The 22275-nt window shown below is 69.5% G+C and carries 18 protein-coding genes and 4 pseudogenes; 9 read left to right on the top strand and 13 right to left on the bottom strand.

What is annotated here, in order from left to right:
• The first annotated feature begins 160 nt into the window (after positions 1-160).
• Complete coding sequence (locus ACZ7L1_RS17845) at positions 161-2812, top strand: WD40/YVTN/BNR-like repeat-containing protein (protein WP_471438150.1); 2652 nt, start codon at positions 161-163, stop codon at positions 2810-2812.
• Positions 2813-3253: 441 nt separating this feature from the next.
• Here the strand turns inward: ACZ7L1_RS17845 and ACZ7L1_RS17840 are convergent, their stop codons facing one another.
• The 4 genes from ACZ7L1_RS17840 to ACZ7L1_RS17825 form a co-directional block, all read right to left on the bottom strand.
• Positions 3254-4132 (bottom strand): potassium channel family protein, encoded by an 879-nt coding sequence (locus ACZ7L1_RS17840; RefSeq protein ID WP_471438149.1) that lies wholly within the window; start codon positions 4130-4132, stop codon positions 3254-3256.
• 164 nt (positions 4133-4296) lie between these two features.
• Positions 4297-5214 carry a DUF1918 domain-containing protein gene (locus tag ACZ7L1_RS17835; protein ID WP_471438148.1) on the bottom strand — a complete coding sequence of 306 codons (918 nt, stop codon included), beginning with the start codon at positions 5212-5214 and terminating at the stop codon, positions 4297-4299.
• Positions 5215-5384: 170 nt separating this feature from the next.
• On the bottom strand, positions 5385-5684 hold the full coding sequence (locus ACZ7L1_RS17830) for an SHOCT domain-containing protein (RefSeq protein ID WP_471438187.1): 300 nt from the start codon (positions 5682-5684) through the stop codon (positions 5385-5387).
• Between the two features lie 619 nt (positions 5685-6303).
• Positions 6304-7206 (bottom strand): universal stress protein, encoded by a 903-nt coding sequence (locus tag ACZ7L1_RS17825; protein WP_471438146.1) that lies wholly within the window; start codon positions 7204-7206, stop codon positions 6304-6306.
• Positions 7207-7527: 321 nt separating this feature from the next.
• Here ACZ7L1_RS17825 and ACZ7L1_RS17820 point away from each other — a divergent pair.
• The 3 genes and pseudogenes from ACZ7L1_RS17820 to ACZ7L1_RS17810 all read left to right on the top strand — a co-directional run.
• A pseudogene (locus tag ACZ7L1_RS17820) lies at positions 7528-7764 on the top strand (pyridoxamine 5'-phosphate oxidase family protein); the annotation flags it as partial.
• 351 nt (positions 7765-8115) lie between these two features.
• A complete protein-coding gene (locus ACZ7L1_RS17815; protein WP_471438145.1) occupies positions 8116-8850 on the top strand; it encodes a CBS domain-containing protein in 735 nt (244 codons plus the stop codon).
• 51 nt (positions 8851-8901) lie between these two features.
• Positions 8902-9159: pseudogene (locus tag ACZ7L1_RS17810) on the top strand (Acg family FMN-binding oxidoreductase); the annotation flags it as partial.
• A gap of 140 nt (positions 9160-9299) precedes the next feature.
• On the opposite strand, the gene ACZ7L1_RS17805 reads toward ACZ7L1_RS17810, so the two are convergent.
• Together ACZ7L1_RS17805 and ACZ7L1_RS17800 are read right to left on the bottom strand one after the other, a co-directional pair.
• Positions 9300-9743, bottom strand: a complete 444-nt coding sequence (locus ACZ7L1_RS17805; protein WP_471438144.1) for a universal stress protein — start codon at positions 9741-9743, stop codon at positions 9300-9302.
• A gap of 383 nt (positions 9744-10126) precedes the next feature.
• On the bottom strand, positions 10127-11002 hold the full coding sequence (locus ACZ7L1_RS17800; protein WP_471438142.1) for a universal stress protein: 876 nt from the start codon (positions 11000-11002) through the stop codon (positions 10127-10129).
• A 243-nt stretch (positions 11003-11245) separates the two neighbouring features.
• Between ACZ7L1_RS17800 and ACZ7L1_RS17795 the strand changes: the two genes are divergently transcribed.
• A complete protein-coding gene (locus tag ACZ7L1_RS17795; RefSeq protein ID WP_471438140.1) occupies positions 11246-11920 on the top strand; it encodes a CBS domain-containing protein in 675 nt (224 codons plus the stop codon).
• A gap of 17 nt (positions 11921-11937) precedes the next feature.
• Here the strand turns inward: ACZ7L1_RS17795 and ACZ7L1_RS17790 are convergent, their stop codons facing one another.
• The gene (locus ACZ7L1_RS17790) at positions 11938-12141 is read right to left on the bottom strand and encodes a DoxX family protein (RefSeq protein ID WP_471438138.1); all 204 of its coding nucleotides are present in this window, start codon (positions 12139-12141) and stop codon (positions 11938-11940) included.
• Between the two features lie 77 nt (positions 12142-12218).
• Positions 12219-12674, bottom strand: coding sequence for a MarR family winged helix-turn-helix transcriptional regulator (locus ACZ7L1_RS17785; RefSeq protein ID WP_471438136.1), 456 nt, complete (start codon positions 12672-12674; stop codon positions 12219-12221).
• Positions 12675-12698: 24 nt separating this feature from the next.
• Here ACZ7L1_RS17785 and ACZ7L1_RS17780 point away from each other — a divergent pair, with 24 nt between their 5' ends.
• The 4 genes and pseudogenes from ACZ7L1_RS17780 to ACZ7L1_RS17765 form a co-directional block, all read left to right on the top strand.
• A complete protein-coding gene (locus ACZ7L1_RS17780; RefSeq protein WP_471438135.1) occupies positions 12699-14231 on the top strand; it encodes an MFS transporter in 1533 nt (510 codons plus the stop codon).
• The gene (locus ACZ7L1_RS17775) at positions 14228-14803 is read left to right on the top strand and encodes a YbhB/YbcL family Raf kinase inhibitor-like protein (protein ID WP_471438133.1); all 576 of its coding nucleotides are present in this window, start codon (positions 14228-14230) and stop codon (positions 14801-14803) included. The genes ACZ7L1_RS17780 and ACZ7L1_RS17775 overlap by 4 nt, the downstream gene beginning before the upstream one ends.
• A pseudogene (locus tag ACZ7L1_RS17770) lies at positions 14733-14918 on the top strand (helix-turn-helix domain-containing protein); the annotation flags it as partial. The gene ACZ7L1_RS17775 and the pseudogene ACZ7L1_RS17770, both read left to right, overlap by 71 nt.
• A gap of 14 nt (positions 14919-14932) precedes the next feature.
• Positions 14933-15130 (top strand): annotated as a pseudogene (locus ACZ7L1_RS17765) (integrase core domain-containing protein); the annotation flags it as partial.
• 201 nt (positions 15131-15331) lie between these two features.
• Here ACZ7L1_RS17765 and ACZ7L1_RS17760 read toward each other — a convergent pair.
• From ACZ7L1_RS17760 to ACZ7L1_RS17740, 5 genes are all read right to left on the bottom strand, one after another.
• Positions 15332-17182 (bottom strand): RICIN domain-containing protein, encoded by a 1851-nt coding sequence (locus tag ACZ7L1_RS17760; RefSeq protein ID WP_471438132.1) that lies wholly within the window; start codon positions 17180-17182, stop codon positions 15332-15334.
• Positions 17183-17260: 78 nt separating this feature from the next.
• The gene (locus tag ACZ7L1_RS17755; protein WP_471438131.1) at positions 17261-18997 is read right to left on the bottom strand and encodes an amylo-alpha-1,6-glucosidase; all 1737 of its coding nucleotides are present in this window, start codon (positions 18995-18997) and stop codon (positions 17261-17263) included.
• A gap of 82 nt (positions 18998-19079) precedes the next feature.
• Entirely contained in the window at positions 19080-19904 is an 825-nt protein-coding gene (locus ACZ7L1_RS17750) for a carbohydrate ABC transporter permease (protein WP_471438129.1), read from the bottom strand.
• Positions 19901-20884: a carbohydrate ABC transporter permease gene (locus ACZ7L1_RS17745; RefSeq protein ID WP_471438128.1), complete on the bottom strand. Its 984-nt coding sequence runs from the start codon at positions 20882-20884 to the stop codon at positions 19901-19903. Before ACZ7L1_RS17745 ends, ACZ7L1_RS17750 begins: the two co-directional genes overlap by 4 nt.
• A 21-nt stretch (positions 20885-20905) precedes the next feature.
• Positions 20906-22153: a sugar ABC transporter substrate-binding protein gene (locus ACZ7L1_RS17740; protein ID WP_471438126.1), complete on the bottom strand. Its 1248-nt coding sequence runs from the start codon at positions 22151-22153 to the stop codon at positions 20906-20908.
• Between the last annotated feature and the right edge of the window lie 122 nt (positions 22154-22275).

The raw sequence follows: 22275 nt of genomic DNA, 5'->3' as shown, positions 1-22275 counted from the left end.
CCGTTTTTAACAATCGTTACGTTTGTCGGGCTGTAAAGTCGGCGTAAACCCCTGTGGTTGAGGGAGGGTACGGGAGTACGGTTCCCGCGCTCGGCAGTAGGAGATCAAGTGCGGCCGTAGGGGCGGCCGCGACTTACGCCGAAGAAGCCGGAGACAGTCCATGCGTGTGTATTCCGCACGGCGCAGACCGCGCCGCGAGGCGGAGAGCGGTGGCAGAAGGGTACTCGCCGCCGCGGCCGCCGCACTTCTGATAGCGGGGACGGGACCCGTCGCCGCGTTCGGGGCGAGCGCCAAGGACTCCAGCCGCCATGACGTGGCGGGCGAGGAGTCCCATGAACTCATGGAGTCCCTCGACGCATTCAACGAGCCGAGGCTCTCGCCCAGCGGCGAGATCGCGTCGGGCGCTTACGCCGACGCCTGGGCGCACGTCAAGAACATGCCCGTCAGGTCCGGCAGTTGGTCGGAGGTCACCACCTCCCCGTACAACGAGGACGCGCTGCACTACCGTGATCAGTCGGCCTCCAACTCCGGTGGCGGCGCGGGGCACTCGGCGGGCCGGATCGCCGCCCTGGCCACCGACCCGACGCACCAGGGCGTGGTCTACGCGGGCGCCGCCGGCGGCGGTGTGTTCCGCTCCGCCGACGACGGCAACACCTGGACGCCGATCGCCGACCGGCTGCCCGCCCTGTCCGTGGGCGCCCTCGCGGTCGCGCCCGACGGCTCGCTGTGGCTGGCCACCGGTGAGGCGACCACCGCCTCCGACAACTACCTGGGCAGCGGCGTCTACCGGCTCGCGAACCCGGTCACCGGCACCTTCAGCGAGAGCGACAAGGTGGGCGGCACGGAACTGGACTCCGCCTCCATCCACGCCCTCACCTTCGACAAGGCCGCCGGATACGTCTTCGCGGCCTCCTCGCACGGTGTCTTCCGGCGCACGCTGTCGGCCGGCCAGACCTCCGCCTGGACGAAGGTCCTCGCTCCGTGCGCGGGCGTCGGTATCAGCGGCGTGAGCTGCGGGGTGGACGGCCACTACGCGGACATCGCCAACGACATCGCCGTACAGCCCGGCACCGACGGCAGGAAGCTGCTGGCCAATGTGGCCTGGCGGAGCGGTGCCGACTACAACGGCTTCTACTACTCCGACGACGCGGGGACCTCCTGGAAGCGCGCCAACCCGACCGGCGCGATCAACCCCGCCGAGATCGGAAACGCCGCCTTCGCCTACGCGGCCGACGGCAGCAGGCTGTACGTCTCGATGGAGTCCCCCAAACTCCTCAACAAGTCCTCCGGCTCCGGCGTGTACTCCGTCCTCGCCGGTGTGTACGTCAGCCAGAGCGGCAACGCCAGCGGCTCCTTCAAACAGATCGCGACCTCCTCGTCGCTGTCGACGAGCGGCTCCGCGATGAAGGTCAACGAGATCGGCAGCGGTTACCAGCCCGGCTCCCAGGCCTGGTACGACCAGGTCATCGCGGTCGACCCGAGCGACCCGAACCACGTCTACCTGGGCCTTGAGGAGATGTTCGAGTCCCGGGACGGCGGCGCGACCTGGAAGGCGATCGGCCGGTACTGGAACTTCGGTATGCCGTGCTTCTCGTACGAGCCGTCGGCCGACACCTGCGACGGCGACGTGATGCACTCCGACCAGCACGCCCTCGCCTTCTCCCAGTGGAGGGGCAGCACGCCCGAGGTCTTCGTCGGCAACGACGGCGGCGCCTACGCCCGCCCGACCACGCAGGCGACCGCCGGATGGCGCAACCTCAACGAGTCCGGCACCCTGCGCGACCTCCAGTACTACTCGGTGCGCGCGGGGCGGATGACCGACGGCAGCGGCGACGCCGTCTGGGGCGGCCTGCAGGACAACGGCGTCTCGCTGCTCGCGCCCAAGGGCGCCACCTACCAGGGGCAGCAGCTCAACCCGGACGGCGAGATGGTCTCCCCGTTCGGCGGTGACGGCGGCGATCAGCTGGTCAATCCCGCCAACGGCTGCCAGACGGTCGGCGAGTACGTCGACCTGGCGCTGCAGATCACGAACAACTGCGGCTACACCGCGAGCGACGACGGCTCCGAGGACGTCATCACCGACATCGCTCCCGGCGACCCCGGCGCCCGCTTCATCGCCCCGTTCAGCGCGGACGAGACCGACCCGAACGGCCTGTGGGTCGCGGGCGGCCAGTACGTCTGGGGCAACACCAAGACCTGGAAGAGCACCTCCGGCGCCGACTGGACCAAGCTGTACGACCTGGGCGCCGGCCACTCCGCCTCGGCGGTCGCCAGCCGGGGCCACGTGACGTGGGCGGCCTGGTGCGGCCCCTGCTCAAAGGTCGACGGCACCTTCGGGCGGGGCATCGCCACGAACTACGGCGGCGCCTGGCACCAGGTGAGCCTGCCCGCCGCCTTCCCGAACCGCTACATCTCCGGTCTGGCCATCGACCCGTCGGACGCATCCGGCAAGACGGTCTACGCGGTGATCAACGGCTTCTCGCGGCACTGGAACGAGGGCCCCGGCGCCGGCTACGGCCACGTCTGGAGGACCACCGACGGCGGCACGACCTGGACGGACGTCAGCGGTGACCCCGCAGCCACGGACTCCTTCCCGGACGCCCCGGCCAACGCGGCGCTCATCACCAAGAACGGCACCCTCGTGGTCGCCACCGACCTGGGCGTGTTCACCAGCACCTCGGCGGGCCACTGGGCGCGCCTGGGTACGAACCTGCCCACCTCGCCAGCGGTCTACCTCTCGCCGAGCCCGGACGGCAGCCAGGTGTACGTGGCCACGCACGGCCGCGGCATCTGGAAGACACAGACGCCGTAACGCCACACCGGATCCTTCTCCGCTGTCCACGCATTCCCGGACGCGGCGCACGATCAAGGTGCCTGATGGTCACTGATCGCAGTGCCTTCTGCGCCACCAGCGCTTCGGCCGGTCGACCACCGATCCCCCGGTGACAGCGGGACGGTGCTCCTCTCAGCCAGGCACATGACGGCCAGGCCCGACGCGGGGTGCCCCCAGCCAGACGTTTGGCTCGGGGCATCCCGCGTTCGTAGACCTTGACTCAGGCTGCCTCAACCACGGCCTCGAACTTCTCGGCAAGGCAGCCACATCCAACACCTGGGCTTCGCGTGGACCGAGGCCCGGGAACTGCGCGCCCCGCAAGCCATCGCGGCGAGGACCCGCGGTACCCGGCGTGGAGGCTCTACGACACCAACACCAGCCGGCCCTGGGGCGGACCCGCGGCGCGCCCGGACCGGGCGGTCAGGACTGCGCGGAGCTGCGGCCGTGGTCAGCGGCGTACGCCGCGAACACCTCCGTCGAGGTTCGGCCCGTATGGAGAAAACGCTCGTCAAGGATGGTGGCGAGGTCTTCCAGCGCGCCGGCGAGCAGGTTGCCGGCAAGTCGTACATCCGGCCGCCGAGCTGCCTGCCCACGCCGGGCAAGGGCAACGGCATAGCCAAGGACGGCTGCCAGGGAGGAGTGATCCTCCCCGTCGTGGAAGTAGTAGGCCTCGGCGTACTGGGTGAAGTCGACACGGACTCTTACGACCTCGGTGGCCAGGCTGTCCAGCAGAAAGGCCCCGGCAACGCTGTCGATCTGCTCGGCCGTCGGACTCGAGCCGCGCAGGAGCGCCAACCGGATGGCCAAGACCCTCCGGCGGGTCAGCGCAGGGTAGATCTCGAGCACCCAGGACACGGTGGCCGTCAGAAGGACGAAGCCGACGAGAGCCTCCAACGGCGAGATGAGGCGAAGCCATCCTGCGGCAGGCGTGATGTCACCCAGCCCGAGGGTGGCGACGGTGACGAGTGACAGGTAGACGGAGTCGAGCAGTGCGGGCTGCTGTGCCGCCCTGGAACCTGGCGTGAGCGTGAACGCCCCTGGCATGTGGGGCAAGTAGATGATCGCCCAGCCGAGGATGATGACCACGGCCCAGAGTCCGACCACCGTCACCATGGCGAGCGGCCCGACGAGGCCGACCACACGTCTGCGGGCCCGCAAGCGCCGGGCCAGTCTCCACAGCCGCGTCATGACAAGCCTGCTCAAGCCGCCGTGGCGGGTGGGGTGCCAGAGTGTGTGGAACAGATCCCGCAGGGCAGCCATGACCAGCCCGACCCCGACCAGCGAGACCAACCACTGCATCCACGTCTCCTACGGGCCCGTTCCGTGAAGGTGCCTCAACTGGCCCAGGCAGGCTGACCATCGCACCTGCCGTCCGATCTTGCCCCGGTTTCGGAGCCTAAGCCGACGACGGCACCCCGGGAGCGTCGAATCGCCGCGGTGCCCTGGGCGGCGTTCTGCGGCCTCTACCGGTCGGACGGCCTGATGCGGCGGCCCGTGAGCCGCTTGGGCTGGATCGACACCCACATCTCACGTTCGCCGCCCGCCCATGGCTCGGTGTGGGCGGGCTCGGCAAGCCGCCGCACGGCGTCGGGCTCCGTGACGGCCCGCGCGGGCCCGACGACGAGCACGCTCCAGCCCTGGCTCATGGCCTCGTCCACATGGTCGACCTCGAAGGCGACCTCGGTTCCCACAGCCGCCGCAGGCAGGGTGCCGGCTGCCGTCCGGTAGGCGATCGCACCATCGATGACCTCGTAGTTCACGGGGACGACCGCCGGGCCATCAAGGGTCGTCACCGCTACGCGGCCCACGCCGTGGGTGGAGAGCAGGACGCGGCACTCATCGGGGTCGAGGTCCCGAAGCTCGGGATGCAGGAGCGCGTGGCCCTGGCCCGGCGGCAGATCGATATCGCCCCCGCGCAGGTTTGCCACGCTGGTCTCCAGTGCCGAGGCCAGACGGAAGAGCGTTGCCAGACTCGGATCGGCCGGGTGTTCTTCGAGGTATGCGAGGTAGTCCGGCGCCATCGCGGCGCGGCGGGCGGTTTCGTCGCGGCTCAGACCCTGTCGCTCGCGCTCGGCGGCCACGCGTCGTCCGATGTCACCGGGGTTGGGTTCCGTCTCCCGCAGGGGCCTGCCGGACACCACATCCGTCCCCGCAGTGCCGTACCCGGACGGCGCGTCGGTGTTCGCGGGTCCGTGCTCAAAATGACGGACGTGTGCGTCGGGCCCGGGGAACACCAGCGTCACCTCGTGCGTGTCCGACCAGCGCACGTCGTAGGGAGGCGTTCCATCCGCATGGTGGAGTCCGACGATCTCGCCGTCGCGCCGGGTGGCGCCCGTAGTCGGACTTTCGATGACGAGTTGATCGCCGAGTTGAGCTTGCATGATCCCACCGTCCTCCATGGTGATGCTGTACTCCTACCTGCCACGTGCGATGTGCCGCCGCATGCGGCCCGGAACGCGGTGGCCGAGCGGCCGTGTCTGCGGACCGCCCGCCCGAGGGCGGGCCGGGCGGCTTCCCCGGCTTCGAGTTCCGGAGACGGTGGGGCGGCAGGCTACGAGGCTGACGGTCTGCCTGCGTCTGTGGGTGATCCACGGAGCGTGGCCAGACGGCGGTGGTATTCCTCGTCGTCGATCTCGCCGCGTGCGTACCGTTCGGCGAGGATCTGCTCGGGGCCACCGCCCGGAGGCGTCTTCTGCCAGGTGCCGCGCCATGCGCCGGGAGGGGTGGGGCGGGCCAGAGCCCGGAAGAGCAGGACACCGAGGGTGATGAGCAGCGCCCAGAACAGCAGTGTGCCGACCGACATCACCAACCAGCCCCAGCCGTTCATGCCGTGGCCGTACCAGAACATCATTTTCTGCCTCACCTTCGCAGGTCCTCCGGGGCACGAGCCCGCAGCGGCAGATCTCTCGAGATCCATCGTCGCTCGCCTCCGGGCGAAAGGGCGACGGGCCGGACGGCCCTTCTCCAGGGTCACCGAGCCCATCTGCCCGTGGAAGATCTCTGCACAGCCCTCGCGGCCCACAGTCCCGGCGACGGCCACGACGACCTGGTCGATCTCGCCCTGTGCACATCGCCGGGCCGACCGGCCCGGACATCCGAAGCCGGCGGTCGCCCGCCGCACCGCTGGTCATTGAAACCTTCATGCAGGAGAGCAGCAGGGACGCGGATCCGCGGTCACCGCCGAGACTCGCCCGTCCGTCGGGTGGCTGCCGGATGTTGCCCGGCTCTCGCCTGTACCACGCCGGCCCAGGAACACTGAACCGCAGCTCCGATCCACGTAACGCCCGACATCACCGGGCCCAGCCATGCGACGATCACCGTAGGCCCGCCACTCGTGAGCCGCGTCCACGCTGCCTTCGGGTGTCGTCGAGGGGGTTGGTCCCGTCGGGCATTCTTGAGGCTGGGCCGGCGAGATGGTGTGGGGAGCTGCCGCGTACTGCGTCGGTGCGCTCATCGCGCACCCCGGTCTCTCAGTCGTGGGGAACGACGGCCAGCGGGCAGCCGACGTGATGGACGGCGGCCTGGGTGACGGGGCCGATGCGCGGAAGCGTCGGCCGCTCCGACACGCGACGGCCGACGACCACGAGACTCGCCGTGGAGGCGGCGCGGACCAACGCGGTGGATGCCTTGCCCTCCACAACCGTCTCCAGGACCTCGGTCTCGCGGTACTTGTCGCGCCACATCGTCAACACGGCGGACAGGAACTCCTGCCACTCATCGGCCCTCGCGGGATCGTCGACCAGACCGATGTCGCCGGGACCGAGACTGATCGCGGACGGTGGCTGCCAGGCGTACACGACGCGCAGCCGGGCGTGGCGCAGCCGGGCTGCCTCGAAGGCGTACTTGATCACCTCGTCGCAGGCATCGGTGAGGTCGATGCCGAGCACCACATCGCGGCATCCGGTGCGAGTGGACGGGCTGCCGTCGTCGGCCGGGACGTGCTCGTCGTCGGCCACCTCACCCCTCCGAACCAGAACCACGGGACGCGGGGCCTCGGCGACCACGCCTTGGGCGACCGAGCCGACCAGAAGTCCGGTGAAGCCGCTGAGCCCGCGCGAGCCGAGCACCACCAGTTCGGCCTGCTCAGCGGCCTTCAGCAGGGCCGCGGTCGCCGGGCCCTCCACCTGCTCGTCGGTGAGGCGCACGCCGGGTACGGCGCCGCGGACACGCTCCTCCGCCTGCTTCAGGACACGACTCGCCAGGTGCCGCTGCGCGGCGTTCGCGGGCTCACCGTCCGTCTGACGCGGGTGCCAGTTCCAGGCGTGCACCAGACGCAGCGGTCGGTGACGACGCACCGCCTCACGCGCGGCCCACTCCGCAGCGGCGAGACTCTCGGACGATCCGTCGACTCCGGCGATGACGGGCGAAAGCATGGTGCGCACCTCCTGCGCTTCGGTCTGCTCGGTACTGCCAGCATCTTCCTGCGGTCACCCGGCGGAAATGGGCCGCGAAGACTGCGTCAGGCCCATTCGGCCCCTGCATCGGTGCCGCGGCGGCGGCACCGTAGGAGCGTGAGGGCCGGTCAGCCCGTGTGCCGGGGAGGCGGATTGTCGTGAGCCGAGTCGTCATTGCCTGTTCCGACGCCGGGCCCCAGTCGGGCGGCCGTCGATCGGCTGCGCACGGGCGTCGCTGCGCGACCTGCCGCTGGGGGCCGGGGACGAACGGCGGGTTGGGCTTGACGGGCCAGTCGCCACGGCCCGGGCATCGTCGTGGCATACGAAGCCGACGCCATCGACCCCGACACGCACCTCGGCTGGAGCGTCGTGGTCACCGGCTACGCCCACCTGGTGACCGAGTCCGAAGAACCGGCCCGCTACCGGACACTGCTCACCCCCTGGGTGAACCAGACCGTGGACCACGCGGTACGCATCCGCCCCGACCTGATCACCGGCGTCCGCCTCACCGCTGCCGACGAATCCGACGCCGGCTGATCGCCGTCCACCAGGTGCGAGCCCGCCTTGGCCGCATCGAGCAGTGGGACAGGGAGTGGGCCCTGGTCGGGCCCCAGTGGGGCCACAAGACCAGTTGACCGCCGGGCGCGGCCCATGGGCCGGCCGGCCCTGCGAGCGGTGTCCTGCTCTCCGGAAAGGCACGCGCCGAGCCCGCGAGAAAGGGGTGGTCCGGCGTCGTACCGCCTCCTCGTGCTCCGCCTCCTCCAGGGCTGACCGTCGAACCCGACTCGATTTCAGGGCCGACCGGCCCGCGTTCCACCCCGGTCAGCCCATGTGATCGCCGGCAAAGCCGTGGATGCTCGAAATGTCGAAAGGCTGGAGGAGGGCGCCATGAAGCACAACAAGGTCGGCTCCGTGATGACCACGGATGTCGTCCGCGCCGAATACCGCACTCCGTTCAAGGAAGTCGCGCGGCTCCTCGCGGACGCCCGGATCAGTGGACTGCCCGTCGTGGACGACGACGACAAGGTCATCGGCGTCATCTCCGAAACGGACCTGGTGACCAGGCAGTCGGAAGCCTTCGACAGGGACGGCACCAGGCGTCGCTTCCGGTTCCTCACGCCCAGGGCGCATCGGCAGGCCGCCAAGTCCAGGGCCTTCACCGCCGGTCAGTTCATGACCGCCCCGCCCGTCACCGTTCATGCCGAGGAGACCATCGCCGAAGCCGCGCGGACCATGGCGCACCGCCAAGTGGAGCGGCTGCCCGTACTGGACGAGGAGGACCGGCTCGTCGGCATCGTCACCCGTCGCGACCTGCTCCAGGTCTTCCTGCGGCCCGACGCCGAGATCCGCGACGAAGTGATCGAGGAAGTCCTGGTCCGCACACTGCGGCTGCCACCCATGACCATCGACGTCTTCGTGGTCGAAGGCGTGGTCACCCTCACCGGCCGGTTGGAACGCAAGAGCGAGACGGAGATCGCCGTCTCCATGACCCGGCAGACCGACGGAGTGGTCACGGTGATCGACCAGCTCACCTACCGGTTCGACGACTCCCCCCTGTCGTCCGGCAAGCGGTCACCGCACGGCTCGGCCACGACCGGCCGCGCGACCCCCGAGAGAAGGTGACGGGCCGTGGCCGCTTTCTCCGGACCCGACGCGTACGTCAAGCACCTGGGTCTGGGTACGGCACAGGACCGGCCGCCGGACTGGCTGCGGGAGGGCCAGGCGCTGGAGCAGGTCTGGCTCCGGGCCACCCTGGACGGCCTCGTCGCGTCCCTGACCTCCCAGCCCCTCGAATGGCCCGAACTTCGATGGGTGGTGCGGGACCCGACCACGGCCATGGGGCACGTACAGATGGTGATCCGTCTGGGATACGGCCCCGTGGGCACCCCGACTCAGCGACGACCTGCGGCCGAGGTGCTCGACGTCGTCTGACGGCTCGCCCTCGCCGCGAGCCCCCTTTCCACAGCCATGAGGCCTGTGAACACACGTCGTACACCGCGCTGGCCGCCGGCGGCCGCCGTCACGCACGAGCCCCGAGCCGTCGGGGCCCTGTCATGGCCGGCCGGACCACCTCATCGCGATTCCGGGCGCACGATGACAACCGGGCACTTCGCATGCTGAGCGACGTGCTGGCTGACGGACCCCAGCAAGGCCCGCGCGAACCCGCCCCGCCCCCTGCTCCCCACCACCAACGCCTCAGCGCCCTCGGCGGCCAGCAGAAGCACCTCGACGGTGTTCCCCCGAACCAGAAGCGCTCTGACCGAGTCGGCCTCCTCGGCTCCCAGCACCTCGCTCAACTCCTGGCTGAGCCGTTGCCGGGCGACGGCCTCGTCGAAGTCGGCGTCCACGGCCAGCGCCGACCAGCCGTACGCGCCGGGCATGTCCCACACCGTCACCGCGTCCACGGTGCCGCCGATCAGCCCGGCGTACCGCACGGCCCAGCGCAGCGCCGCGTGCGACGACGACGAACCGTCGACACCGACGACCACACGAGCCCTGGAAGTGTCCGTGCCCATAGGTCTCACCTCTTCCGCGGCCTTCTCGCCGGCCACGCCGGACGCCGTCGTTCACCTCCACGTTGCGCGACTTCGCAGTGGCGCGCCAGGGAAGGACAGCCGAGTGGGCCCTGTGCGCCGCTCAGTGGGCCGATCGGCCCTTGGCGCGCTTCGGCGAACGGGAGGCCTGGAGAGAAGGTGGGGGGATGTCCCGGCCGTCCGGTGCCCTGGCGTGCCGCCTTCGGCCCGACCGGTACGGAGGCCGGTGGCCCCCGAAGACGCGGTGTCCGCATGGCACGACCTCCTCGCATCAGTGGTGTGCACCTCGTGGCCACCGTGGCGTGCTACGCCCGGGCCGGTAGGCCCCGCAGCCCGCTCGAGCCCCGATCGGCCCAGTTTTCTGTTCAGGAACTGTGCGGAACGACGGCGACCGGGCAGTCCGCGTGGTGCAGCACGGCATGGGCGACCCGGCCGAGCTGAAGACCCTGGTGGCCGAGGTGCCGTTGCGCGCCGACGACCAGAAGGTCCGCGTCCGCCGCGGCGTCCAGCAACACCTTGTGCACAGGTCCCTGCACCGTGCGGCGGTGCGCCTGAACACGGGGATTCTCTCGTTCCGCCTCACGCAGCGCCTCGGTGAGGGCGATGGCGGCCCTTTCCTCGTGCGTGGCGCCTGCGGCGTCGACGATGAGGGGGCTGTCCCGGTGTTCATGGGCCGGACGGCGCCAGGCGCGGATGGCGTGAAGGGCGCAGCCGCGTGCTTGGGCCTCACGGAAGGCGAATCCGACGGCGGCCTCGTTCCCGGGGGAGTCCCCGACACCGACCACCACCCGACCGAGCCGGCCGTCCCGGTTCCCCTCGGGACCACGGACCACGACGACCGGACTCACGGCGCGCGCCGCCACCGCCAGGCCGACCGAGCCCAGCAGCATCCCGGCGATCTCACCCCGCCCCCGGCATCCGACCACCACGGCGAACGCCTCCTGGCTCGCCTGGACCAGCGCGTGCGCGGCCTCGTCGGGCAGCACCTCGGCCGACACCTTGACCTCAGGGTTGCGGCGCTCGACACGCTCGGCGCAGGACGCGGCGATGTGTTCCGCCATGACCTCCTCGGAGGCACGCTCGGTGCTGAAGGAGGGCCGACTGCCCTCGTAGCGCTCCCACAGGGAGGCATACAGCAGCCGCAACGACAGTCCGTGGCGCGCCGCCTCGTCCACAGCCCAGTCCACCGCCTGAAGACTGGATTCCGAACCATCGGCGCCGACAACCAGGGGCAGCTCCATCGTCCCCACCGCCTTCCGTCGCAGCTCACTGTGAGGACCCCCTGTCACCACCGTCGCACCGTCCGGCGAGGCCCGCGACAGGCGCAACGGCCCTGCGACGGGGACCTTCGGCCGGATGCCGACCGGCCGCCGCCTTGGGACGCTGGAGGGACAGGGGCAAGGCTGCGACGCGTCGGCGTCTTCCGGCGAAGCGCTGCGCGTTTCCTGCCGCGCCCGGCCAGGTCGTCGCGCGAGGAGGTCTTCATGGGCGGGACACCGCACACCGTGAGCGATGTGATGACCATGGCGGTGGTGGCTGTCGGACGTGATGCGCCGTTCGGGGAGATCGTCAGGACCATGGAGCAGTGGAAGGTCAGCGCCCTGCCGGTCCTGGAGGGCGACGGCCGCGTCATCGGGGTGGTGTCCGAAGCCGACCTGCTGGCCAAGGAGGAGTTCCGCGCCGGTATCCCGAGCCTGTCCGAGCAGCGAGAGCGCCTGTCCGCCACGGCCAAGGCCGGAGGTCTGACCGCCGGAGACCTCATGAGCACCCCTGCGATCACCGTGCATCCCGACGTCACCTTGGCGCAGGCGGCCCGGATCATGGCCGTGAAGCACATCAAGCGACTCCCCGTCGTGGACGACGAAGGCACGCTGCGCGGGATCGTCAGCCGCGCCGACCTGCTGAAGGTCTTCCTGCGGTCGGACGAGGACCTCGAGGAAGAAACCCGCCGCACCGTCGTCGCCCCGCTCTTCCCGGCCCTCGCCCACACCATCCACGTGGACGTGAAAGACGGAGTCGTCACCCTCCGCGGTCAGATGGGGGACACCTCTCTCATCTCCGTCGCCGCACGTCTCGTTCGCGCCGTGGAGGGTGTCGTGGACGTGGAATGCCACCTCAGTGACGCCCACAGCGCCGGCGTCGGCCCGAGCGGCTCCTGAAGTCGCCCGGTGCGGGGTCAACTCGGACAGGCCCTTTCAGGACCTCGCCGCAGCGATCGGGGGTCCCCGTGGCGCAGATGGACCGCTGCGGCCGCGGCCATCAGCAGCGCCAGCCCGGCCGCGGCGGCCACCCCGAGCGGGGCGGAGGCAAGTCCGAACAGTAGTCCGGCGGCTCCGGCCGTCTCCAGGACGCCGCCGACGCGGTAGAGGCCCGATAACACACCTAGGTGTATTGATCATCCACGTTGTTGACAGTGCACCGATGCGGCTTTGCGAGTCCGGGTGGAACGAGTGCTTCTCAGGAGTCGGCGAGTCGGCGCATGATTCGGGAAGCCTGTAGGAGCGTCAGCCGCTCCTCGCCGGACAGTTGGGCGAGCCGTCCCTCCAGCCAGTTCTGGCGCACTGCCAATGCTCCGCGTGCGATTTCGGCGCCGGGCGGGGTGAGGCAGAAGAGGACGCGGCGCCCGTCCTCCGGGTCCTTCTGCCGCGTCGCGTGTCCGCCGGAGACGAGTCGGTTGACGGTCTGACTCATGGAGCTGGGCGTCACGTGGGCGCGCCGGCTGAGTTCGGTCAGGCTCTGCGGGCCGTGGTTGAAGAGCGCGGTGAGCACGATGACGGCCGCCTCGGCCATCTCGCCTTCGCCGCGTTCGGAGCGGAAGCGGCTGTAGATCCGGGCCACCGCGACCCGTAGCTCGGTGCCGAGGGCCGAGGTGTCGCCGTCGGACGGGTCGTCGGGGTTTGCGTTCGCACTCACAGTTTCTTAGTATAACGAAGGAAGATGTTTCGTACTAAGAAAGATGTTTCCTCGGTGCGCTCCCCGCCAAGCCCTGGATCCGCCGCTGACCGACGAGGCCCCATGTCTCCCAAACGCCTCTCGCGCCCCGATGTGTCCGCGAAACCTGCAGCATCCGTAAGTGATGGTTTCGGCCTGCGATTCACGTTCCCGCTGATGCTGGGCACGACGTTGAACCCAGTGAACAGTTCCATGATCGCTACCGGCCTCGCCGGGATAGCCGCCGACTACCACCTGGGTCCCGGCCCGGCCGCGTCCCTGGTATCCGTGCTGTACCTGTGCAGCGCGGTCATGCAGCCCACCATGGGCAAGCTCGCCGCGATCTTCGGTCCCAGGAAGATCTTCCTCACCGGCGTGGCCATCCTCCTGGCCGGCGGCGCGATCGGCACCCTCGCGCCCGGCTTCCAGGTCCTGCTGCTCTCCCGCGCACTGATCGGCATCGGCTCGTCCGCCTGCTACCCCGCCTCCATGGCGCTCGTGCGCCGCCGGGCCGAGCAGCTGAAGACCGGCGTGCCCAGCACCGTGCTGGGCAACTTCTCCATCGCCTCACAGATCGTCGCCGTACTCGGCCTGCCGCTCGGCGGTGTTCTGGCCAGCGCCTTCGGCTGGCGCGCCCTGTTCCTCGTCAACGTGCCCCTGGCCGCCTTCGCCCTGATCTTCGCCGCCAAGAACGTGGAGAAGGACCCGCCCGCCAAAGCCGGCGGCGTCAACGAGTCACTCGCGTCCGTCGACCCTGTCGGGATCGCCCTGTTCGCCCTGTCCGTGGTGTGCCTGCTCCAGTTCCTCAACGACCTCGATCACCCCGCCTGGCCACTGGGTGCCGTCGCGCTCGTTGCGCTCGCCGCGCTCATCCTCTGGGAACGGCGCGCCGCCTCACCGCTGATCGACGTCCGTTCCCTCGCCCGCAATCCCGCGCTGCGCCGGACCTACGTGCGCCAGATGCTGGTGGGCCTGGGGATGTATGCCTCGATGTACTCCATCACCCAGTGGCTGGAGGGCAGCGCCGGATACTCGTCCTTCCAGGTCGGCATGATCATGCTGCCGATGTCCGGGGTCAGCATGATCCTGGCCCGCTTCGTCTCCACGCGCGGCTGGGTGCGCTGGCCGCTGCTGACCGGGAACCTCGCGCTGGTCGGGGGCGGAGTGCTCATGCTCACAGCGCACGAGGGAAGCCCCCTGGCCCTGAGTCTGCTGACGACCGGCGTCCTCGGCTTCCCCAACGGCCTGTGCAACTTCGCCAACCAGACCACCTTGTTCGTCCAGACCTCCGCCGACGGAGTCGGCGTCGCCGCAGGGCTGTTCCGCACCTTCGGCTACATCGGCGCGATCTTCTCTTCCAGCGTGATCTCCCTCAGCTTCGGCGACCACGTAACCGACGCCGGCTTCCACCGCATGGGCTGGATCGTTCTCGCCCTGGGAGCCCTCACCCTTCTGGCCACCCTCTTCGACCGCACCATCCCCATCACCGTGGCCCAGGACAATGACTCCGGCACCGCAACCGAAGGAACCACCCGATGAAACTGCTCGCGATCCTCCTGTACCCGCTCGGCCTGCTGCTGCGCCGCAAGCGCGCGGGCACCACGCACAGCATCCGCAACGCCCCCGAACTGGCCGCCCCCGAAATGGAAACACTCCACCTCACCTCACCCGCCTTCACCCACGGCGCCACGATCCCGCTGCGTCACGCGACCATGGACCTCGGCCCCAACATCAGCCCGGCCCTGGCCTGGGAAGAGCCGCCCGCAGGCACACGACAGATGCTTCTCGTGATGGAAGACACCGACACCCCCACCGCCAGGCCGGGACGGCACATGGCCGCCTTCTTCGCACCCGATCCGCCCCGCATCGACGAGGGCGAGCTCACCGCGGACAACCGACGGTTCACCTACCTGCCCGACCACCGGGGCCGTAGCGGCTACCAAGGACCCCGGCCGCTTCCCGGCCATGGCACGCACCACTACCACTTCCACCTCTACGCATTCGACATGGAGGTTGATGTCTCCGCGGTGAACGACCTCGGTGCCCTGCTGCCGCAGTTCGCCGGGCACGTCCTGGCATCAGGCCACCTGGAAGGCACGCTACGCGGATAGCCGGAAACGGCGGCCGCAATCCCGCGCCACGGCCTACAAGTGGGTCCGGCGCTGGCGGGCTGAAGGCGAGGTGGGGCTGCATGATCGCTCCAGTCGCCCTCTGACGACACCGCACCGAACCCCTGCCGACGTCGACAGACGAATCTGCGCGCTGCGGCGCGAACGCTCGACGAGTGGGCGTACGTACGCCCGTACTCCAGCAACGCCGAGCGCACCGAAGCCTTGGCGGACTTTCACCACACCTACAACCACCACCGCTGCCACACGGCACTCGGCGGCCACCCGCCCATCACCCGCGTGAACAACGTTCCGGTTCAATACACCTAGGCGCTCCCCGCCTGGCGCATGAACGGCACCGCGACGATCTTCGCCAGGCCCAGTGGGAAGAAGACCAGGGACAGTACGACGGCGAGGGCGACTGTGCCGTTGTCATGCCTGCTCTGCTGACCGATTGCAGGCCCCCGGCACGCCGCCGGGGGCCTGTCAGACGGTCACGCATCTTTGGGGACGTTCGGGACCTCTCGGCCGTCAGACCTTGCCCTGCAGTCGCCAGATCTGGTTCTTCTTGGTGCTGAGGGCGCTGGCCGGGTCACAGGTCCACTGGTGGATCAGGGCTCCGGGCGACGTCGAGATGTTGCTGACGTCGACGCACTTGCCGCTGTGGACGGCCACGAGCTGGTAGTCCTGGCTGTTGCCGAGTGCGGTGACCGGGGTGAGGGTGAACATCTGGTTGGTCTGGCCGTTGCAGGTGTACTGGATGACGGCGGCGTCATCGGCGGTGGAGGCGCCGGAGACGTCCAGGCACTTGCCGCTGAGCTCGTTCACGATGGTGTAGGTGTTCGTCCGGCCGGCGACCGGCTTGAAGTCCAGCATCTGCTGGTAGCCACCCTCGCAGTAGTACTGCTGGTACTGCGTGCCGTTGGCGGTGCTGAGGTTGGTGTCGTCCAGGCACTGGCCGCTGTTCTCGCTCACGGCGACCGTGGAGACGGTGGTGTTGGACGGCGGCAGCAGCGTGACGGTGTAGCCGTCCGCGGCGTCCGTCCACGGCACCCTCACCGAAGCCGAGTTGTTGGTCACGGTCAGGGCCTGGTCGGAGACCGTCACCGGACCCGTCACCGCACCGCCGCCGTTGTTCGGTATGCGCTGGACTATCGCGCGCACCCGGCTGTTCTCCACCACCGACGTGGTGTCGAGGCGGTTGAGGTTGACGGTGACGTTGCCGGTGTTGCCGTTGCTGCCCAGCAGGATCTTCGCGTTGCGCGCGGAGTTGTCCTTCGTCGCCACCCCGTCGGTGTTCGTGCCGGGCGTGAGGTTCACGATGTTGCCGGTCTGGGAGCCGTAGTACCGGTACAGAAACCACTCGCCCAGCGGCAGGTACTGACTGCCGGTCTTGGTGAGCAGATTCGCCTCGTAGTCGTGCAGGTTGGCTCCCCACGCCCAGTTGGCGCGCAGGCCGTCTGCTCCGGCGCGCTCCAGACGGGAGATGTACCAGCCGCCGCGGCCGGGGTTCTGCTCGGTGTTGGCGGCGTACTCGTTGACCTGGAAGGGGCGGCTCGTCGTCATCGACCGCGCCGTCAGCAGGGACTTGAGGGAGTTGCTGTGGGCGACCGGGTCTCCGGGGAGGTCGTGCCAGCTGTAGATGTTCGGCTCGACGTTGTTCGCCTTCACGTAGTCGAGGTACGTGGTCCACCAGCCGTTGTCCACCGTGGGGTGGCCGCAGGTGCTGGCGCCGACCACGACGGCGCCGGGGATGGCGGCCCGGATCTTCTGGTAGGCGCGTTTCCACATCTCCAGGTACTGGGGCATGCCGGAACCCCAGAACCCGGGGCAGTCGGGCTCGTTCCAGATGTCCCACTCGATGTCGGTCATGCCGGCTGCGCGCACGTCGGAGAGCAGGCGGTCGTAGAAGGCGTCGAAGCTGGACCAGTCGCCGTGGTCACCGGGGAAGGTAGGGGTGGTGGTGCCGTCGGCGCCCCACAGGTCGTGCGGCAGGATGACGAAGGTTCCGCCCAGCGCCTTGGTGCGCTTGTACTGGGCCAGGGTGGAGTTCCACCGGCGGTCGTACTTGCCGGCGACCCAGCCTCCCGGGCTGTCCAGCTGGGCGCCGCCGGCCCGCTCCAACTTCCACTTGATGTCCTTGTAGAAGTGGTCCTGGGGCAGCGAGCCGTCCTCGGTCATCCCGTAGAGGGTGCCCGAGGCATGGTACGTGGGGGCGCCCCCGGCGACGGAGAAGTCGACGGCGACGGTGGTGTCGGCGGCCTGTGACGGGGCGGCGGGCACCAGGTTCGTGGCCAGTGCGGCCAGGAGGACGGCGACGGTCGAGACCGCTCGTCGTCCGGTGCGGGTTGTTGGTCTGGCGAATGTGGTGAGTAACGTCATTGTGCGGCTCCTATGGGCGGGAGAAAGGTGAAGGTGACCGGGGCCCGATCGGTCCCGGGGCTTGGGGGAGGCGGCCGGTCAGCGACTGTCCCGGTGTGCGTGTGCCTCGGCGAGGAGGAGGTAGCTGCTCGCGGTCCAGGTGTAGGCGCGGTCGCGCAGGCCCGTTCCGGTGAGGGCGTCGAAGTTCTCGGCGAAGCCGTGGGTCTCGCACAGGGCGCGGAAGCGGGCGCTGATGTCGTCCGCCAGTCGGTGGTGGCCGGCGCGGCGCAGGCCGTCCTCGACGAGGACGGTGGCGGGGGCCCAGATGGGGCCGCGCCAGTAGCCGTCGGCGAGGTAGTGCGGCGAGGTGGTCAGTTCGGTGGCGAGGCCGTACGGCGTCAGGTGGGCCTTGACGTGGTCGGCCAGCGCGGCGCTGACGTCGTCGGGCAGGTGCTCGCCCAGCGCGATGGGCATCAGGTCGAGGAGACTGGAGCTGGTCCAGGTGTCCCCGGTGTCGACTCCTCGGGCGACGAACCTGTTCTTGACCCAGAGCTGGTCGAGCAGCGCCGCCTGGGTCTCCTCTGCCGCTCGCGTCCACCGTCGGACCTCGTCTGGTCTTCCCAACTCCTGTGCCAGAGCAGCGAGCTCATGCAGCTGGAGGACAAGGAACGCGGCCAGGTCGGCGGTGACGACCACCCGCTCGGGGTCGAAGGTGGTGGCATTGTCCCAGCCGCTGTCGTTGCCGTGCTGGTAGTGGGCCAGTTCGGCTCCGGGGGCCCGTCGTGCGGTGAGCCAGAAGGTGGTCCAACGTTCCAGCCGGTCGTACGCCTCGGCCAGTTCCGTGTGACCGGGTGGCGTCGGAAGCCGGCGGCGCAGCAGGCCGAAGGCCCAGCCGTGGATGGGCGGTTTGACGAAGTTGTAGAGGACCTCCGAGTGGGTGACCGAGTCGGGCAGGGCACCGCTGACGTCCTGGTGGTCGAAGGGCAGGGCGAACTGGTCCAGGGCCAGTTCGGGGCATCCGGGCGCCAGGGCCAGGGCGTTGAAGCAGTGGTCCCAGCTCCAGACCTTGTCCATCCAGTGCTTGGACATCAGCACGGCGGGCCGGGTGACCAGGCCGGTCGGGCGTACGGTCGCCGACCAGAGGACGTAGGCGGCGAGTTCGGCGGCCGGGGTGGCGGTCGAGCGCCAGGGAGCCACCGCGTCGACGAAGTCCGCGAACGCGTTGTGCGCGGACTCGATGATGTCGTCGAAGGTCGCCGAGGACGCATAGGGAGGGCGGGAGGTGTCGAGTTCCTCGATCGCGATCTCCCAGACGCCGTCCGCCTCCGCGGTCACGACGAGACCGCGGTCGGCGGCGCCCAGTGCCTGGGCCCCGGCCGTGTCGGCGACGGTGCCGGACAGCACGGTGACGCGGTAGCGGCGACCGGTCTCGTACGACGTGAACACGTACGCGTCCGCTGCCGCGTCCCGGAAGAAGTACGTTCCGCTGAACGGTGTGAGCGCCTGCGCTGCGGCGAAGACGCTGATGCCGAGACCGCTCCCCCGCAGGCGTACGGTGTCCGGCGACGCGAAGGCGAGGTCGACGCGCCCGCCCTCGCCGATCCAGCTGAGCAGGCCGGGTGTCGCCTCGACGCGGGTCTCGGCCCGGTCGCCTGTCGCCGGGTCCCGGGGGACCAGGCGCAGGACGCCGTGCATGCCGTTCTGGTGCGAGACGAGGTGGAGGTCCTCGGCGTACGTCTTCTCGGCCACGACGGGCGATATGCCGAACCAGGATCCGTACGTGCTGAACGGGATGTCGTGGACGGAGAAGGCCGGGCCGGGTCGGGCGGCGGTCATGTGGCGTGACTCGTTTCTGGAGCTGGGGGGACGGCCGGCTGACCCGCGAGCGGGTCGGCCGTCGTGGCGGGGGCGAGGGGACTCAGTCCTTGACGGCACCGGCGGTCACGCCGGCGGCGACGTAGCGCTGGGCGAGGACGAGGATGACCGTGGCCGGCAGCGAGGCCACGACGGCGGTGGCCATGATGGCGTTCCACTCCTGGTTGTTGTTGCCGATGTAGTGGTAGATGCCGAGGGTGATCGGCTCGTGGGCGCCGCCGTTGACCAGCGTGCTGGCGAAGACGAAGTCCGACCAGGACCACAGGAAGGCGAACAGCGACACCGTGACGACGGCGTTGCGGCTCACCGGCAGGACGATCGACCAGAAGGTGCGCATCGGCCCGGCGCCGTCGGTCTTCGCAGCCTGGAGCAGTTCACCGGGGATGCCGGACATGAACGCGGTGAAGATGAGGACCGCGAAGGGAACCGCCAGGGTGGAGTCGGCGACGATCAGGCCGGGGACCGTCTGGAGCAGGCCGAGCTGGAGGTAGATGGCGTAGAAGCCCATCGCCATGATGATGCCGGGGACCATCTGCGCGGCCAGCAGGACGAAGCCCAGGACGCCGCCGCCGCGCGGACGCAGCTTGGCCAGCGCGTACCCGGCTGGTGCGGACAGCACGACGGTCAGGACGACGGTGCCCAAGCCGATGACGAGGCTGGTGCCCAGGTAGGGCAACTGCTCGTGGAGGACGGTGCGGTAGCCGGCCAGCGTGCCGTGGACGGGGAGCAGGTCCGGCGGGCTCTTGCGCATGTCCTGATCGCGGGTCAGGGAGACGTTGAGCATCCAGTAGACCGGGAAGAGCATGATCGCGGTCAGCGACAGACCGACGGCCGTCTTGATCCACGTACGGCTGGGGCTTCGGTTCATGACAGCGCCTGCTTTCGCTGGACTCGGACGTAGACCAGGCCGAAGGCGAGGGCGGCGACGACGAGCAGGTTCCCGACGGCCGCGCCCGGACCGAAGGCGGGCAGGAGATTGCCGAAGCCGAGCCGGTAGGACCACGTGGCGAAGGTGGTGGACGAGTCCGCGGGGCCGCCCTTTGTCATGATCCAGATGATGTCGAAGACCTTGAGCGTGTAGACCAGGCCCAGCAGCAGCGTGATCGCGGACACCGGGCGCAGCAGCGGGAAGGTGATGCGCCAGAAGCGCTGCCAGGCGTTCGCCCCGTCGATCGCCGCCGCCTCGTACAGGCTCGCGGGGATGGACTGCAGGCCGCTGTGGAGCACGACCAGGTTGAAGGGGACGCCGATCCAGATGTTCGCGATGATCACCGAGGTCAGCGACCACGACGGCGAGGTCAGCCAGTTCGCCGGCCCGATACCGATGACGTGCAGGGCGGCGTTGACGATTCCGGAGTCGCTGTTGAGCATCCACGACCAGGTGGACGCCGACACGATCAGCGGCAGCAGCCAGGGCACCAGGAACAGGGCTCGCAGGGTCGCCGACAGCCGGAAGTGCTGGTTGAAGAAGACCGCGAGGGCCAGGCCGATGGCGTACTGGAAGACCAGGCACACGGCGGTGAAGACCACGGTGTGCAGCAGGGCGGGGGCGAAGGTCGGGTCGTCGAAGACGGTCCGGTAGTTCCTCAGCCCTGTGAAGGGCGCGTCACCTTGCACGAAGGAGCGAACGGTGTAGTTGCGCAGGCTCAGGTCGATGTTGCGGTACAGCGGATAGGCGTAGAACAGGGCGAGGTAGAGGGCGACCGGGGCGAGGAATCCCCAGGCCGCCCACTGCGGGGAGGTGGGCCGGCGCCGTTTCCCGGTGCGGGCGGGGGCCGGGGCGGCGGTGGCCCCCCCGTTCCGGACGCGCACGGACCGGTGGTCCGGCAGCTGTGTCGTGTGATTCATCTGCGGTCCGGGCGATCCTGGCTACTTGGCGGCGGACTGGGCCGCGGCCAGCGCGTCCCTGGGCGACTTGGACCCGCTGAGGGCGGACTGGACGGCCTTCCACATCTGCTCGGAAATCTTGGGGTATTTGGTGCCCAGGTCGTCGCTGGTGCGTCCCTTGGCCGACTTGACCGCGTCGACCCAGGGCTTCAGCGCGGCGTTGGCGCCCACCTGCTTGGCCTGGACGGCGCCGGTGGGTGCCACGTACGACAGTGTGGTGTCGGTGTAGTAGAGGTTGTCGTCGCTGGTCAGGCAGGACACCAGCTTCTGCGAGGTGGCGTAGCGTCCGGTGTCGCTCTGCACCGGGACGGTGACGAACTCGCCACCGGTCGGAGCCGCGGCGGTGCCTCCCGTGGCGCCGGGAATGGGCAGGACGCCGAAGTCGAAGCCGGCCTTCTGCGCGTTCACGAGCTGCCAGGTGCCGTTCTCGGCGAAGGCGTAGTCGCCGCTCGCGAACTCCTGCCAGCTGGTGGTCTGGGTGTTGTTGATGACCGAGTTGGGGGCGTAGCCCTTCTTCAGCCAGTCCGTCCACAGCGACAGCGCCGAAACGCCCTCGGGCGAGTCGAGCTGGGTCAGCTTCGCACCCGAGCCCCACAACCACGGCAGGAACTGGAAACTGCCCTCCTCCGTGCCGATCGCCGAGAAGGTGATGCCCTTCTTCCCCGCCTGCTCGACCTTGGCGAGCGCCGCCGTCAGCGACTTCCAGTCCTTGACCGAGGAGACGTCGACGCCGGCGGCCGTGAGCACCTTCTTGTTGTAGTAGAGGGCGAGGGTGTTGGCGCCGATCGGCGTTCCGTACGTCTTCCCGCCCGCCTGACCGGCCGCGAGCAGGTTGGGGTCCACCTTCGAGGTGTCGACCTTGTTGTCGGCGGTCGTGGTGAGCACCCCGGCCTCCGCAAGGGTCGACACCACGGGGTTGTCCACGATGAGCACGTCCGGGGAGCTGCCCTGCTGCGCCGCCAGCAGCGCCTTGTTCGTCAGGTCGCTGGTGTCGAACGCCGTCCGCTTGATCTTCACCCCGGCGTTCTTGCCGCAGACGTCCAGCAGCTTCGCCCACTGCGAGCTCTTGTCGAACTGCGGGTACGGGTCCCAGACGGTGTACGTGCCGCTGCCGGCACCCTTGGCATCGGTGCTGCCCGACCCCGAGGAGCAGGCCGTGACGCCGGCGGTCACGGCCAGCGCGGTCAGGGCTGCGGCGGTCAGACGGCGCCGTCTGGAGGAGCTGTTCATCGTGGGTTCCTTTGTTTTTGACATGCAGGTGCCGAGGGCCGGGGTTGCTGGGGTCGAGCACGGGGTCGCTGGGGCGCGCCGAACGGCATCCATGAGCGGTTCGAGCGATCGGCGGTGAGGAA

The organism is Streptomyces sp. NPDC107546 (assembly GCF_055639175.1).
This window is presented reverse-complemented; position numbering and strand designations above follow the sequence as displayed.